General features: G+C 37.8%; 12 protein-coding genes. 2 read left to right on the forward strand and 10 right to left on the reverse strand.

Annotated features, from left to right (window positions below):
• Positions 1-9: 9 nt before the first annotated feature.
• Both IGJ32_RS08555 and IGJ32_RS08560 read right to left on the reverse strand, forming a co-directional pair.
• Complete coding sequence (locus IGJ32_RS08555; protein ID WP_342081811.1) at positions 10-1,338, reverse strand: CoA-disulfide reductase; 1,329 nt, start codon at positions 1,336-1,338, stop codon at positions 10-12.
• 17 nt (positions 1,339-1,355) lie between these two features.
• A complete protein-coding gene (locus IGJ32_RS08560; RefSeq protein WP_010737901.1) occupies positions 1,356-1,709 on the reverse strand; it encodes a Rid family detoxifying hydrolase in 354 nt (117 codons plus the stop codon).
• A 266-nt stretch (positions 1,710-1,975) separates the two neighbouring features.
• On the opposite strand from IGJ32_RS08560, the gene IGJ32_RS08565 reads away from it, so the two are divergent.
• Entirely contained in the window at positions 1,976-3,115 is a 1,140-nt protein-coding gene (locus IGJ32_RS08565; RefSeq protein ID WP_034700797.1) for a trans-sulfuration enzyme family protein, read from the forward strand.
• Between the two features lie 236 nt (positions 3,116-3,351).
• Here IGJ32_RS08565 and IGJ32_RS08570 read toward each other — a convergent pair whose 3' ends face one another.
• The 3 genes from IGJ32_RS08570 to IGJ32_RS08580 form a co-directional block, all read right to left on the reverse strand.
• Positions 3,352-3,711: a MerR family transcriptional regulator gene (locus tag IGJ32_RS08570; protein WP_010718439.1), complete on the reverse strand. Its 360-nt coding sequence runs from the start codon at positions 3,709-3,711 to the stop codon at positions 3,352-3,354.
• A 269-nt stretch (positions 3,712-3,980) separates the two neighbouring features.
• The gene (locus tag IGJ32_RS08575) at positions 3,981-5,387 is read right to left on the reverse strand and encodes a M24 family metallopeptidase (protein ID WP_342081812.1); all 1,407 of its coding nucleotides are present in this window, start codon (positions 5,385-5,387) and stop codon (positions 3,981-3,983) included.
• A 10-nt stretch (positions 5,388-5,397) separates the two neighbouring features.
• Positions 5,398-6,159: a DeoR/GlpR family DNA-binding transcription regulator gene (locus IGJ32_RS08580; protein ID WP_034700802.1), complete on the reverse strand. Its 762-nt coding sequence runs from the start codon at positions 6,157-6,159 to the stop codon at positions 5,398-5,400.
• A gap of 260 nt (positions 6,160-6,419) precedes the next feature.
• Between IGJ32_RS08580 and IGJ32_RS08585 the strand changes: the two genes are divergently transcribed.
• On the forward strand, positions 6,420-6,977 hold the full coding sequence (locus tag IGJ32_RS08585; protein ID WP_342081813.1) for a pentapeptide repeat-containing protein: 558 nt from the start codon (positions 6,420-6,422) through the stop codon (positions 6,975-6,977).
• Positions 6,978-7,153: 176 nt separating this feature from the next.
• Here the strand turns inward: IGJ32_RS08585 and IGJ32_RS08590 are convergent, their stop codons facing one another.
• From IGJ32_RS08590 to kdpA, 5 genes are all read right to left on the reverse strand, one after another.
• Positions 7,154-7,840, reverse strand: a complete 687-nt coding sequence (locus IGJ32_RS08590; protein ID WP_010718443.1) for a response regulator transcription factor — start codon at positions 7,838-7,840, stop codon at positions 7,154-7,156.
• 10 nt (positions 7,841-7,850) lie between these two features.
• Entirely contained in the window at positions 7,851-10,433 is a 2,583-nt protein-coding gene (locus tag IGJ32_RS08595) for a sensor histidine kinase (protein ID WP_274456562.1), read from the reverse strand.
• Between the two features lie 85 nt (positions 10,434-10,518).
• Positions 10,519-11,052, reverse strand: a complete 534-nt coding sequence (locus IGJ32_RS08600; protein ID WP_342081814.1) for a potassium-transporting ATPase subunit C — start codon at positions 11,050-11,052, stop codon at positions 10,519-10,521.
• Between the two features lie 12 nt (positions 11,053-11,064).
• A complete protein-coding gene (gene kdpB / locus IGJ32_RS08605; RefSeq protein ID WP_143351483.1) occupies positions 11,065-13,095 on the reverse strand; it encodes a potassium-transporting ATPase subunit KdpB in 2,031 nt (676 codons plus the stop codon).
• Positions 13,096-13,104: 9 nt separating this feature from the next.
• Positions 13,105-14,781: a potassium-transporting ATPase subunit KdpA gene (gene kdpA / locus IGJ32_RS08610; protein WP_096708909.1), complete on the reverse strand. Its 1,677-nt coding sequence runs from the start codon at positions 14,779-14,781 to the stop codon at positions 13,105-13,107.
• Positions 14,782-15,018: the final 237 nt, after the last annotated feature.

Below are 15,018 nucleotides of genomic sequence, written 5' to 3' on the forward strand. Positions count from 1 at the left end.
TCATCCCCTTTATTTTGCAGTATTTGCTACAACATTTAGTGCTTCCCACGTAGAAGAAAAAGGTGGTGCATAAGCAAAATCAACAAATCCTAATTCTTCAGTCGTTATTTGAGCGTGTATCGCAACAGCTAAGCCAGTCGCACGAAGAACTGTTTCATTTTTCCCGAATAGTTGGGCGCCATACAACACTTTTGTTTGTCGGTCATAAACCAGTTTGATCATGATTTTTTCTTGAGTTCCATAATAATTCGAGTGATTCATTGTCTCAATACAAGTCGTTTTGATATCTAATCCTTTTTCTCTTGCCATTTTTTCAGTGATACCAGTCGCTGCTGCCTCATACTCTCCTACTTTGATCGCACTGCTGCCTAATGTCCCTGAATATTCCTGCATCTGTACACCGCTAAGATTGATCCCAACGATCCGTCCCATTTTATTCGCTGTAGTCGCTAAAGGAAGGTAAATATCCCCTAAGATTCGATGGGGAATCGAAGCACAGTCACCTGCCGCAAATACATCTTTTTGAGACGTTCTCCCATATGTATCGATTTTAATTGCACCATTTCCTAACAATTCCAATTGATCATTCAAAAAGCTGGTATTAGGAACAAATCCAGCAGCAACGATCACCGCATCCGCCTGATAACTTCCTCTATTCGTTTTGACAGCTACCACTTGTTCATGATTTTTTTCGATCTCTAGAACAGACTCCTCCAAGGAAACCCTTACATTTTCTTCTTCAATAGCTTCTTTAATTTTAGTAGAAAATTCCGGATCAAATGAACGATTCATCAAGTGAGGAGCCATCTCGATCAAATGAATATTTTTTCCTGCTTTCGTTAACTGATCAGCTACTTCAATGCCAATAAATCCACCACCCAGGATGACAATATTTTGATAATTTGATAATTCTTGCTGTAGTCGTTTGACTTCATTAAGTTTTGTAATCGTATATACACCACTGGAATCAATACCAGCAATGTTAGGAACAAACGGCTTTGCACCGACAGCCAGCATCAGACGATCATAAGTTTCATGACTCACTTCATTTGTACTTAAATTTTTTACAGCTAACGTTTTAGTGGCAAATTCGATTGATTCTACTCGATGGCGCAACAATAATTTAATTCCTAAACGTTCGATTTGTTCAGGCGTTCGAGCAAACATCTCTTGTTCATCATTAAATTCTTCACCTAAATAATAAGGAAGCCCACAAGCGCCGAAAGAGATATAATCCTCTTGTTCAATCACGATGATTTCTGCATCTGGATTGACTCTCTTTGCTTTGGCCGCTGCGCTCATTCCTGCAGCAATTCCACCAATGATTATTATTTTCATTCTTTCTTCCTCTTTTCTTATGCTTTAGATAAAACCCATTCGATTTCTATTAAAGCATCTTTTGGTAAGGCAACGACTTGAAAAGCTGATCGTGCTGGGAAACGTTCACCAAAGTGTTCTGCGTACACTTGATTAAATGCTTCAAAATGATTCATATCAGTTAGAAAACAAGTCGTTTTAACCACTTGATTCATGGTCAAGTCTAGCTCCTCCAACACTTGTGATATATTGATCATGATTTGGTTCGCTTGTGCTTTAATCTCTTCAGAAACGATTTCACCAGTGGTTGGATCGATTGGTAACTGTCCAGAAACAAAGATCAAATCTCCCGCCACGCGATATTTTTCATACGGTAATTTGTTGCTACTCATTCTTTTCCTCCTTTAATAATTTTTTATCATAGAATACAATTACACTAAAAAATTATCATATATTTTTAAGGCAGTCAACCACTTTCAGAGTTTTTAAAAACCGCAAAAATTCTTTTATTTAAAATAAAATTATAAAAACTAATGTTATTTAAAATCTAACGCAAGCAATTAATTCCATTGATAATTTTTTATCAAGAAAGCGTTGACATAACGGAAATGAATGTGTTATTTTTGAGATACATGAAGTAGGTTTGGAGGAAACCCATATGAATATCAATACAAAAATTCTACACGATTACCCAGTCATCGACCCAGTTACAGGCGCATCGTCGATACCTAAATATCAAACTTCCACGTTTCATCAAAAAAATGTCTTCACTCACACAGGTTTTAGTTACACTCGTTTTGGTAACCCTACTGTCGAAGCGGCGGAAAAATGTATTGCTTCATTAGAAAACGCGCAGTTCGGTTTAGCCTTTTCATCAGGAATGGCTGCTATTAACGCTGTCCTGTTCCTTTTATCCAAAGGAGATCATTTAGTACTAGGTAAAAATATTTATGGTGGAACCTTCCAAAGCATCCATCTTTTCTTAGCTCGTTTCGGGATCGATTGCACTTTTGTTGATGAAACGGATATTGATTCTTGGCAAAAAGCGATTAAAAAAGAAACAAAAATGTTTTACATTGAAACTCCTTCCAATCCATTATTAACAATCACTGATATAAAGAAAGTGACTGAATTGGCTAACGAGTATCAGATCTTAACAGTTGCAGATAATACATTTATGACACCCATTTCACAACATCCTTTAGATTTAGGTGTTGATATCGTGATACATAGTGCAACAAAGTTTATCAATGGACATAGTGACGTTGTTGCAGGTTTGGTCGCTACAAATAACGAGGAGCTGTATCAGCAATTAAAGGAACATCAAAAAGCACTGGGCGGGATTTTAGGTCCTGAAGATGCTTGGCTACTATTGCGCGGCGTTAAAACGCTGGGGTTAAGAATGGAAAAATCAGTTCGAAACGCTAGTGAATTAGCTAACTTTCTTGTCAATCATCCGAAAGTAACAAACGTTTATTATCCTGGTCTTGAACAGCATGCTGGACATTCGATCCATCAAAAACAATGCGAAGACTGTGGTGCTATTTTGTCATTTGAAGTAGATTCAGTTAAGCAAATTGAAACCTTATTCACACACTGTCGTGTACCAATCGTAGCTGTCAGTCTCGGAGGTGTGGAATCCATCCTTTCTTATCCTTGGGCGATGTCTCATGCCAGTATGCCTGAAAAGGATCGATTAGCGATGGGTGTCACTGAAACTTTAGTTCGGCTTTCATGCGGGATCGAAGATGTAGAAGATTTGATCGCTGATCTTGATGATGCGTTAAATGCTATGTAGTTTCACTCACTATCTGATATTCATGGTGAGTTCTATCATCGAAAATAAGCCGGATAGTCCCAAAATAGTTCCTCCTATTTGGGATTATCCGGCTTATTTCTTAGAGTTAGACACTTCCGACACGCCTTCTTTTTCATCAAAATTTTTTATTTCATCATTGGTAAAAATTTCAGAACTGTTGTATTTGGGCTATAAAAGTTCTCTTAACCAACTGTTGGCTAACATGGACTAATATCTTATTGTTCTAATAAATACCGATCGTAATTCTCGATTTTCTTATGTAATCGTGTTAAACACTCTTGCATCTCATCGATCTTTTGAATCAAATGCTGTCTTTCTGTCATCAATAATTGCTTCCTAGCAGCAATTGTCTGGTCTCCTTGCTTACACAATTTATTGTATTCGATCAACGACTCAATGGATAAACCAGCATTTCTCATACAAATTGTAAAATCTACCCAGTTGAGGTCTTCTTCTGTATAATCACGGATTCCGCCTTTCGTGCGATGTACAGGCGGAATGAGACCAATTTTCTCATAATAACGCAATGTATCGGGCGAGATCCCTTTCGCTTCGCTCACTTGTTTGATGTTCATAGTTGATATCCCCTTTTTTCTGCTCCATCTCGTTCATAATTGACTAGCCTAACATTTATCTGCTTGGCCAAAACCAATAAACGAATGAAGATTTATGCATGATCATCGTCGCATTTGAAACAACGTACAAAAAATGATCTAGTCTTTCGGCTTTCACTATAAGGGATTTTTCTCAAAAAAGCTAGCAGACCTCAAAGAAATTCGTAGAAGTAACGAACCATACAGCTCCTGTTACTCCTACGAATTTTCTCTTATCATTCACTCGTACATCAAGATGTGGATTTTATTCTTTGTACACGAAATGCTTGATTCTTTGCTAAATAAAAAGGGCGTAAGTATGCAACCGTATTGGAAAGCGGTAAAATGTCTTTACTTAAATCAATGTTTAGCACTTCTTTCAAATACGTTTGACGAATCATAATGCGTTGCCATAATTCTGGATACTTTTCTTTGATTTTTCCTTGCAGTGCCTCATCAGCTAATACCACACATTCTTCCGCACTAACACCTGTATAACCCGGAACTGAAGGAATGATATCTAGTTGAAAAATCATCCCATTTTCAAGTATTTCTTGCGACTCTTGATAAATAGGTGAAGCTAACCACTCTTCATCTGCTGTCAAGTGACCAGGATTTAAATGCCAATGGAACTGTTTTTTTGGTAAAACAGTCTCAACTAGTTGATAAACTTCTTCGCCTCTCATCCCCACTTTGATTGTTTCTAACCAATGAACAATTGCTTGAAAATAAGGTTTAGCCACTTTTTCTAAATAATCCGCTTGCTCTGATGGAAGTTGTTTTTCATGTTCGATGACAAACCCGGTTCTGCTAGATAGACCACCTTTAAACCCAGTAGTTAAAGACAACGCATCCCCAAGTTTAATTGTTTTATCGGTTGGGTAAAGATTAGCATATTCGAAACGTTGCCCTGTCGCAGCAATTGTCACTACCGTGTTCGGTTGTCCTTTTCCATTTAACAATGCTCCAATTTCAGACTCTTTTACACCTACTTCAATCTTGTTTAGTGCTTGTAACATGCAACTAGAAGCTAGATTGGCACCAAATTCATAATGAGCGATCTCATTGGCATTATTTGTTCTCCGTATTCCTTTTTCCCCGATCAACAGCGAACTAGCATTTAGTAGTTCAGTCGTTTCACCTTTTGCTTTTTCGATTGCTTCAATAATAAAGTGAGGAACATCGAATAGCTTGGTCGCTTCTTTCTTCCGTGTAGTAAACATTTTCCAACCAACTACCCCGATTTTTTTCTTTTCAACGAACCCTAACGAGGTAAATAATTGTTCTAAAGGTTGTTCGTGATCCATTGGTTGATTCGGCAATGAAAAAGGTGGATAATGAACCAAATCTGATTGGATTCGTGCATGTTTACATAGTTTCAGATTTTCATTTCCCAAAATCAAGGTACTTTTTCCACTATTTTCCATAACAAATAATCCTTCTTCAAACCGTGGAATAAATCCCGTAAAATATTCAAAATTGCTACCATGCTCACGATCTGCATAAATGATTAGTGTGTCAATCGCTTCTTCTCTCATCCTTTGTATCATTCGTTTTTTTCTCATCTCAATCGTTTCATCTGTTAAGAAAACCGGTGAGACATCTGCAAATGTTTTCGGCTCAGTCAACACATCTAAAATTATATTTTTCTTTTCCATACTTACTCCTTTATTGATCTAATATAAGACATTCCACCTGATTATTTATCAAAGCTTGTTGCAACTGCTTGCTGGGAGGTTGATCTGTTACTAGAAAATCAATCTCTTTTAAATCACAAACCTTAAAAAAACCGGTTTTATCCATTTTTGTATGATCTGCTAAAGCAACCACCGTTTTTGCCTGTTTGACCATTTGGCGTTTGACAAGTCCTTCTTCTTCTGTATGGATGAATATCCCCTCAGAAGATAAAGCAAAAACACCTAAAAATGTATAGTCTACACTGTATTGTTTTAATTTCTCAATAGTATCTGCGCCATGTAAAAAAAGTTGTGTTTTGTGCAATTTTCCCGGCAATAGCGTAATCGTAGTTGCTGACCTTTTTGCCAACAGCATCGCATGAGTCAAAGAATTAGTGATAGCTGTCAAAGGTTTCATCCCTATTTGATTGATCACACTTTCTACAGTAGTGGAGGAATCGAAAATAACCGATGAATTGTCTTTAATGATAGCTGCAGCGGTTTTTCCTAACTGAAGTTTCACTCCATTTAATTTAGTTGAACGTTGCTCATAATCAAAAATAGTTGCTTCTCTTTCTAATAAAATCGCTCCGCCGTGTGTTCTGCGAACTATATTTTTTTCTTCTAACTTCATTAAATCACGCCTGATCGTGTCTTTAGATACTTCCAGCTGTTCTGCTAAGTCATCAATCGCAGCATTTTGTTTTTCTTTCATGATTTTGATTATTTTTTTCAAACGAATTTCCCTCAGCATGAAACCGCCTCCCTTAAGTCACTTTACTACAGTTTGCAACACTTTGCAATATTTTGCAATTTATCGCATTTTGTCGCAAAAAAATCGCCAAATGCAATCAAATGATTTGTGCTATAATAAGCAGACAACGATGATTCCGTTACTGATATGAAAAAATCTTATATAGGAAAGTAGATGAATCTATGAAAATCGTTCCTCCAAAAATTTCTCCCACATTACCACTTAAGCCCTTTTCTACAATCTATTCCGAAGAGGAACCAATGCTTGAAATGTGCAAAGTAGTCAATGACGAAGCAATCGAAGCATTTTTCGATCGTCCACGTTTTTACAATATGGAATTTGATCACTGTCAATTTACAAATAGCGATTTTAGTCAGGTCGAGTTCGTAGATGTTCGCTTTACAAATTGTGATCTTTCCAACGTCAATATGACAAAAGCCTCTATCCACCGAGTAGAATTTATCAATTGCAAACTACTTGGGACAACCTTTCAAGAATCAACGATTAAAAACGTTACTTTTAAAGATTGTCTAATCAATCTAGCTGCTTTTGGCTATGCTAAAATGGAGAATAATCAATTTTGCCATTGTTCATTGGAAAACGCCGATCTTTATCATTGTCACTTCAAAGGAATCATTTTTGACAATTGTGAATTGAACGAAGCGAATTTTCAGCAAACCTCTTTAAAAGGCATTGATTTAAGCTCCTCTAATTTTGAAACATTAGGCATTACGATCAATGAATTAAAAGGTTGCCAGGTCTCAACCTACCAGGCCTTAAAATTCTCAACATTGTTAGGACTAATTATAAAAGAGTAAGTGAATAACCTAGGTTTAATTCCCTAGAAGTAATACGATGAACACCATAAAAAGGTCATGAAAGATACAGTAAGCTCTGGTTTGTTCGGAGCTATTTGTTTCTTTCATGACCTTTTTGAACTATCTTTCTTGGATCTAATACTTATTAAACAGACTTCACTGTTTCATCTTTATGTTTACGAGCGGTAATCACGTAAACGATAACCAACACCAATTTCAGTAATGATATATTCAGGCTTCAACGTATTTGTTTCAATTTTTTTGCGGATATTTGACATATTGACTCGCAAAATTTGGGAATCTTCGCTGTATGGTCCCCATACTTGGGTCATTAATGTTTGGTAAGTGACTACTTTACCAATCTGCTCAAATAAACATTTAAGTAATCGATATTCATTTTTTGTTAAATGGATTTCTTGGTCATTTTTATAAACCAACTGCTTATCAAAATCGATTTTCAATGCATTATTTACTACGATCAACGTCTGTTCTTCTTTGGTTTTCTTATGACGTAAAGCTGTTCTTATACGAGCTAGAAGTTCGTTAGTCCCGAAAGGTTTGGTGACGTAATCATCTGCTCCTAAATCAAGGGCGGCTACTTTTTCATTTTCGTCCTTTCGTGCAGAGATCACCACGATCGGAAGATCCATCCGTTTCCTCAATATTTTCAAGAGATCCATTCCATCAATATCCGGTAAACCTAGATCAAGTAAAATGACATCAAATGTTTCTGCCTGTAAAGCAGTTAAAGCTTCCATCCCATTTGCTGCTACCGTTAATCTATATTGTTCTCGCTCAAAAACCACTTCCATGAAGTCGGTAATATTGGGATCATCTTCAATCAATAAGATCATCTTATTCATAAAAAACTCCTTACTTTAAATAGATTCGGACAATCGTTTCCCCATTATCGGCAATCATCTCCATTTGTCCGTTATGAGCACGAATGATCGTGTTGACAATACTTAACCCAATTCCCAATCCGTTTTTAGAATCAACAGGCACCTCATTTGGTTGAGTCAGATTATTTTGGATTTTTTGAAATTGTTCGATAGGAATCTCACCCTTATTTCTAATCTCAATCCTCGTTTCTTCTCCATTTTGGCTCACAGTCAATCGTACAGGTTGCTGTTTTTCACCGTGTCTCAAAGCATTCTCAATCAAATTGAACAAAGCTTGTTCAATTAAAATAGGATCTGCTTGGATGAATAGCATGTTTTCTGGTAATACGACATCTAATTGGCTATCTGGATACACTTTTTTCAAATGACTATACACAGCTTCGATAATTTCTTCAATCGGTTCCGCTGATTTATTCACTTTCATTGTATTCATATTGATCCGTGTAATCGATAATAAATTTTCCACCATCCGAATCAACCATTGGGACTCATCTTGAATATCTTGCAATAATTTTTGTTGGGTTTCTTTCGACACACTTTTTTCATTGTTTAACGTCTCCGCAATCCCTGAAATTGCCGTTAATGGTGTCCGCAAATCATGCGAGACCGCTCGGAGCAAATTGCTGCGGACTCTTTCTCGTTCATTCTCAAGTTCGATTTGCTCTTTCTCATTTTTCAATTGATTTTGTTCCAGAATCGTTGCCAGTTGTGTAATGAGCAACTTTAAATAGTTTAGTTGATCGTTTTGTAGGTCGTGGGAATGACTTCGTTCCATTCCTAAAACAGCTACGACTTTTCCATTAGTAAGGATCGGCAAATAGAATCCTTTTGCTCCTCCGAGGGTATCGGTTCCATTTCCTGCTTCCTGTTGATTTTTTGCTGTCCAAACAGCTACTGCAATTTCTTCACTGATGTTAAGTCTTGATTTTTTCCGATCGACACGATGCACACTTTTCACTTGTCCTTCAGAATCAAAGAGAACCACTTCCCGATCTAACAAACGTGAAAGATACGTCGCAGTAATATCAAAAATTTGTTGTTGATCTTGTGCCAACACATATTGTTTATTCAATTCATAAAGAATTTCCATTTGATGCTCTTTTTCCATAGAATAAACTGCTTGTTTTTTTAACCGCACCATTAAGTTACTAATCATCAGAGCAACTAAAAACATGATCAAAAGAGTGAACGGATAGCCTTGTTTATAGACTGTCAATGAATAAAGCGGCTCAACAAAAAACCAATTGAACGATAGTACACTAAGGATTGATGCTAAAGCGCTCCAAAAATAACCGGAAGTCATCCGAGCGACTAATAAGACAAAAAAGAGATAGATCAACATCAGATTTTGATCACCGACGTTCAAATACTGCATCAACTCAGTAATTAAAGTGGCACAAAAAACAGCACCTAATGCATACCCTAGATCTTTCCCGCCGCCTTCAATGATTTTTCTTGTATGAAATAAAAAAGATGGTCTAGTTTCTTGAAATGGGATCAAATGGATCTCTGTATCATTCAATCGCTTCAGCAATCGGTTTTCAAACGATTCTAAAAATAATCGTTCATACCATGGTTGTCGTAGATTCTTTCCCATGATAATATCTGTAATACCAGTCATTTTAGCGTATTCAACGATCGTTTCAAAGCTTCCTTCTTCTTCCATACTGATCACTTCTCCACCAAGTTTGTCGGCAAGAGGTAAATTTGTTGGCGTGTCTTCATGTGAACGAATCTGAATAACGACCCATTGCGCACCTAAGCCCTGCGCTAATCTTGCAGTCCAACGAATACACTTTTCTGCCATTTTAGGAAAATCGTCATTAACAATAGTCAACAACTTGCTTTGGATTCGATTGGTTTGACTACTAACTTGATTGATATGGTCGGAAGCTCTTTGGATCGCTAAACCTCTCAGATGATTCAACTTTTGTGGGGTAAAAAAATTTTTTAAGGCTCGTTTTGCATTTTCGTTGGTATAGATCTTTCCTTCTTCTAACCGTAAGATCAATTCTTCCGGCTCAACATCGATCACTTTCAAAGATGCTTGTTGAAAGAAAGTGTCTGGCACGGTTTCTTTTACTTCCACACCTGTTACATTAACAACAACATCATTCAAACTTTCGATATGTTGCACATTAATCGTTGTAAAAACGTTGATTCCAGCATTCAGTAACTCTGCCACGTCTTGGTAACGTTTCTTATTTCTTGATCCATGCGCATTGGTGTGCGCTAATTCATCGATCAAAACTACTTCTGGCTTTCGCTTGATCAAGCGATCAATATCAGGTTCAAATAAAGTGATTGATTTGTAATTGATTTCTTTAGGTGGGATCTGAGGCATACCTTCGAGTAGTTGATTCGTTTCTGGTCGATCATGAGGCTCAATATAGCCAATCACGACATCTTTACCTAAGGCAAATAATTCTCTAGCTTCTAAGAGCATCGCATACGTTTTCCCGACACCAGCCGCAAAACCAAAGAATACTCTTAATTTACCTTTCTTCCCTTGCTGTCTTTGCATAAAATCTTCTGATACACTCGATAACGACATCCTTTCCCCCTCCAACTTATCCTTTATGTAAGTCTGAGCCATTTTCCGATTGGCTAAAACCAATCAAGAAAATGGCTAGAACCGATTATGAATCAGACATCTGATCTAACGAAAGATTCAATTGTAATACATTAACGTATTTGCGATCTGAAAACCAATCCTTATGGCTGTTTTTTTCTATTATAGCATAGATATCCGCTTCTTTAAGACCTCGCTCTTGAGCGATTTTTGGCACTTGAAAATTGGCTGCTTCCACACTGATATCTGGGTCTACACCACTTGCCGAAGCAGTCACTAGATCCACCGGAACTTCTTTTTGATCTAGATTTTCTTGAAGCTGTTTTTTCGTTCTCTGTTCCACACGTGAAGCCTGTTCCTTGGATACCGGTGACAGTTGGCTAACTTTTTCATTCCGTCCAGAAAAATAGCGAGTTGATTCAAAAGGTTGCCCAATCAACTTCGAACCTATGACTTTCCCATCATTGGTAACTTGACTGCCATTAGCTTGTTCATTGAAAAATAGTTGACCGACCCCGGTAACTAGTAATGTATACCCCCCTCCGAAAACAAGTAAACTTAACAATAAAAAACGAATACTTCCCATAACTGTTTTTCGCATCACTTTTCTCCTTTACAAAATCACGAATGATAAAATGACATCAATCAGTTTGATAAAAATAAATGGTGCAATGACACCTCCTAATCCATAGACAAGTAGATTATGTCGCAGGATTTGACTAGCTGGTTTTTCCTGGTAAGCAACACCTTTCAACGCTAATGGGATCAATGCCACAATCACCACCGCGTTATAAATGACCGCAGATAAAATAGCTGTTAAAGGCGTACTAAGTCCCATGATGTTCAATTGATCTAATTGTGGATAGATGCTATAGAACAAGACTGGGATCACCGCAAAATATTTAGCAACATCATTGGCAATACTAAAGGTCGTTAACGCTCCACGAGTCATCAATAGTTGTTTGCCGATTTGAACTACTTGCAGGAGTTTCGTAGGACTTGAATCTAAGTCGATCATGTTCCCTGCTTCTTTGGCAGCCTGGGTTCCTGTATTCATTGCCATCGCTACATCAGCTTGTGCTAATGCCGGAGCATCATTCGTTCCATCACCCGTCATTGCTACAAGGTGACCTTTTTCTTGGTACTCACGGATTAATTCCATTTTGTTTTCTGGTGTTGCTTCTGCCAAAAAATCATCAACGCCCGCTTCTGCCGCAATCGCTGCAGCCGTCAAAGGATTATCCCCTGTGATCATGATCGTTTTGATCCCCATTTTCCGCATATCTGCAAATTTTTCTTTCACACCATTTTTTACAATGTCTTTGAGATAAACAACACCTAAAACTTGGTAATTTTTGACAACTACTAATGGGGTTCCCCCTGCACGTGCGATTTGAGCCACTAATTGATCGCATTCTTCAGGATAGGTATGTCCATTTGCTTCCACGTATTTTTTCATAGTGTCAGCCGCACCTTTACGAATTTCGTCCCCGCGATAATCGATCCCGCTCATTCTTGTTTTGGCACTAAAATCAATAAATTTCACCTCAGATTGCTGAAATTCACGTTCCCGTAGATTGAATCGTTCTTTGGCTAAAATCACAATGCTTCTGCCTTCCGCTGTTTCATCTGCCAAAGAGGAAAGTTGGGCAGCATCCGCCAGTTCTCGTTCACTCACTTGATGAACTGGTAAAAATTCACTTGCACGTCGATTGCCCAGCGTAATCGTTCCAGTTTTATCCAATAATAAGACATCGACGTCTCCTGCCGCTTCGATTGCTCGACCACTCATGGCAATGACATTTTCTTTTGTCAATCGACTCATACCAGCAATACCGATCGAAGAGATCAACGCACCAATTGTCGTGGGTGCTAAACAAATCAATAACGCAATCACAATGATTAAAGAAAGCGGGCCACCTTTTCCTGCCAGCAGACTACTAAAGTGAGTAAACGGGATCAGCGTAATCGAAACTGTTAAGAAAATGATCGTCAAAGTGATCAAAAAGATTTGCAGTCCGATTTCATTGGGTGTTTTTTTTCGTTGGGTGCCTTCCACCATCGCAATCATTTTATCTAAAAATGATTGCCCGTTTTCGGAAGTGACCCGTATCACTAAATAATCAGAGACGACTGTCGTTCCTCCTGTCACAGCGCTTCGATCCCCTCCGGATTCCCGAATGACTGGTGCTGATTCTCCAGTAATGGCACTTTCATCGACGGAGGCAGCCCCTTCAATAACGTCCCCGTCTGCTGGGATTTGTTCACCTGCCTGGACATAAACCAGATCGCCTTTTTTCAAATCAGAAGAACGGATCTCAATAAAGTTTTTTTCTTGCACATCTTCTAAACAGGTGATCTTATAGGTCATTACTTCTTTCTTCGCTTGCTTCAAACTATCCGCTTGTGCCTTCCCACGACCTTCAGCAACGGCTTCAGCAAAATTGGCAAATAATAGAGTCAACCATAAGAAAACCGTAATCGCAAGACTAAACCATAATGGTACATCCATCGGGTAAAAACACAAAATGGTTGTCAAAATCGCGCCTAAATAGACAACAAACATGACTGGATTTCTTAATTGCTGTCGTGGGTCCAACTTCTTGAACGATTGACCCACAGCCCATAAATAGATTTTTTTCATTTTTCTCACTCACTTTACTGTAAAATACTCAGCAATTGGTCCTAAGGCTAATGCTGGTAAGAAACTCAAGGCGCCGATCACTAAAATGACAATAATCAACATCGTAACAAACGTTGGACTGACGGTTGATAATGTCCCTGGACTCAACGCTGCTTTTTTCTTATTCCCCATATTTTCTGCTAGGAATAAAATCGCAACGATCGGTAGATATCTGGACAGCAGCATCAAGAAACTGCCTAAATAGTTAATAAACGGCGTATCTGCTAATAGACCTCCAAATGAACTCCCATTATTATTCGCTAAGGAAGTTGCACCATATAATAATTCACTAAATCCATGAGGTCCTTCATTAGTTAACCAAGTGAAGACTTCACTGTGGCTGATCAAGGCCATAGCTCCAAAGAGGGTCAACATTAAAGGAGTCAAAATAACTAAACTAGCCATCTTGATGTCAAACGCTTCAATTTTTTTCCCTAAATATTCGGGCGTACGACCAACTAATAAACCAGCAATAAAAACGGCTAACAAAAGAAAAGCAAGCATGCCGTATAATCCACTACCAATCCCACCAAAAATAATCTCTCCTAATTGCATCAAAAAGAGTGGGATCGCTCCACCTAATGGCGTAAAACTATCTAGCATCGCATTGACCGAACCATTAGAAGCAGCAGTCGTGCTGACAGCCCATAAACTTGACCATCCTACACCGAAACGAACTTCTTTTCCTTCCATGTTGGCCGAACCTAACACTTGAATAAAGTTTGGTCCATAATATTCACTAACTGTTACCCCGATAAACGCTAATAGAACAAAAGTGGTTGCAACGATCAAGATCGTCCGCCCTTGTTTCCATTCTTTTACCCAAAAACCTAGTGTAAAAATCAATGCAGCAGGAATAAGCAAAATGGCAATATTTTCCAAAAAATTCGCTAAAATCGTTGGATTCTCAAAAGGATAAGCTGAATTTGCTCCAAAAAAACCACCACCGTTCGTTCCTAACTGCTTGATAGCTACTTGGCTTGCTACTGGTCCTAGATACAACCACAAATCTTTTCCTTCTAATCCTTGATAAGCTAGCCCTGATTGAAACGTTTGGATCGTTCCTTGAGAGATCAATAAGATAGCTAAAACGATGGAAAGCGGCAATAAGATATAGACTAGACCTCTGGTTAAATCTTGCCAAAAATTCCCTAGCCGTTTATTTTTCACTTGAGTCAAACCTCTTAATAAGGCAATCAAAACTGCTAAACCAACACCTGCAGATACAAAATTTTGAACTGTTAAGCCAAACATTTGCGAAAAATTCGATAAGGTAGTTTCCCCAGCATAGGCTTGCCAATTAGTATTCGTTACAAAGCTAACTGCCGTATTGAGGGCTAATGGGAAAGAAAGATTTTTAACTGTATTCCCTCCCGGCAACCATTCTTGTGTCATTAACAGACCAATCAGTAAAATGAGCGAAAAAAGGCTTAATGACAATACACTAAAAATGTAGCGTTTCGCCGTCATTTCTTTCTGACTGACTGGTCCGATTATTTTATAAAATAGTTTTTCAACGGGTTGCAAAAATCGTACGCCTTTAGGTATGTTATTTTGCATGATTTGTTTAATATACCACCCAAGAGGTAACGCTAGAATTAGTAACACAAATAAAAAAAACAATCCTTGATAAATGATACTACTCATAACTCTTCCCCCTTAAATAAAAACCAGAAAAGATAAATCATTAATAAAGCACTAATCAAACCAAATATAATCATCATTTTTCCTCTCTCCTTTATGATTTGATCATACAAAAAAAGATATAAAGATAGTGTGAAACTTTAAATCGTTTCTTTACACTATCTTTATATCTCTTGATTATTTATTCTTGTCTATTTTTCTCCATTATAAAAATAGAAGAAGCGTTTCAAAAAATGTTCA

This window comes from Enterococcus sp. DIV1639a (assembly GCF_050530445.1).
GTDB classification, from domain to species: Bacteria; Bacillota; Bacilli; order Lactobacillales; family Enterococcaceae; genus Enterococcus_B; species Enterococcus_B hirae.

Excerpts from the sequence above, each read along its gene's own strand:
- IGJ32_RS08555 (WP_342081811.1), bottom strand. The coding sequence starts at position 1,338 with ATGAAAATAATAATCATTGGTGGAATTGCTGCAGGAATGAGCGCAGCG.
- IGJ32_RS08560 (WP_010737901.1), bottom strand. The coding sequence starts at position 1,709 with ATGAGTAGCAACAAATTACCGTATGAAAAATATCGCGTGGCGGGAGAT.
- IGJ32_RS08565 (WP_034700797.1), top strand. The coding sequence starts at position 1,976 with ATGAATATCAATACAAAAATTCTACACGATTACCCAGTCATCGACCCA.
- IGJ32_RS08570 (WP_010718439.1), bottom strand. The coding sequence starts at position 3,711 with ATGAACATCAAACAAGTGAGCGAAGCGAAAGGGATCTCGCCCGATACA.
- IGJ32_RS08575 (WP_342081812.1), bottom strand. The coding sequence starts at position 5,387 with ATGGAAAAGAAAAATATAATTTTAGATGTGTTGACTGAGCCGAAAACA.
- IGJ32_RS08580 (WP_034700802.1), bottom strand. The coding sequence starts at position 6,159 with ATGCTGAGGGAAATTCGTTTGAAAAAAATAATCAAAATCATGAAAGAA.
- IGJ32_RS08585 (WP_342081813.1), top strand. The coding sequence starts at position 6,420 with ATGCTTGAAATGTGCAAAGTAGTCAATGACGAAGCAATCGAAGCATTT.
- IGJ32_RS08590 (WP_010718443.1), bottom strand. The coding sequence starts at position 7,840 with ATGAATAAGATGATCTTATTGATTGAAGATGATCCCAATATTACCGAC.
- IGJ32_RS08595 (WP_274456562.1), bottom strand. The coding sequence starts at position 10,433 with ATGTCGTTATCGAGTGTATCAGAAGATTTTATGCAAAGACAGCAAGGG.
- IGJ32_RS08600 (WP_342081814.1), bottom strand. The coding sequence starts at position 11,052 with ATGCGAAAAACAGTTATGGGAAGTATTCGTTTTTTATTGTTAAGTTTA.
- kdpB (WP_143351483.1), bottom strand. The coding sequence starts at position 13,095 with ATGAAAAAAATCTATTTATGGGCTGTGGGTCAATCGTTCAAGAAGTTG.
- kdpA (WP_096708909.1), bottom strand. The coding sequence starts at position 14,781 with ATGAGTAGTATCATTTATCAAGGATTGTTTTTTTTATTTGTGTTACTA.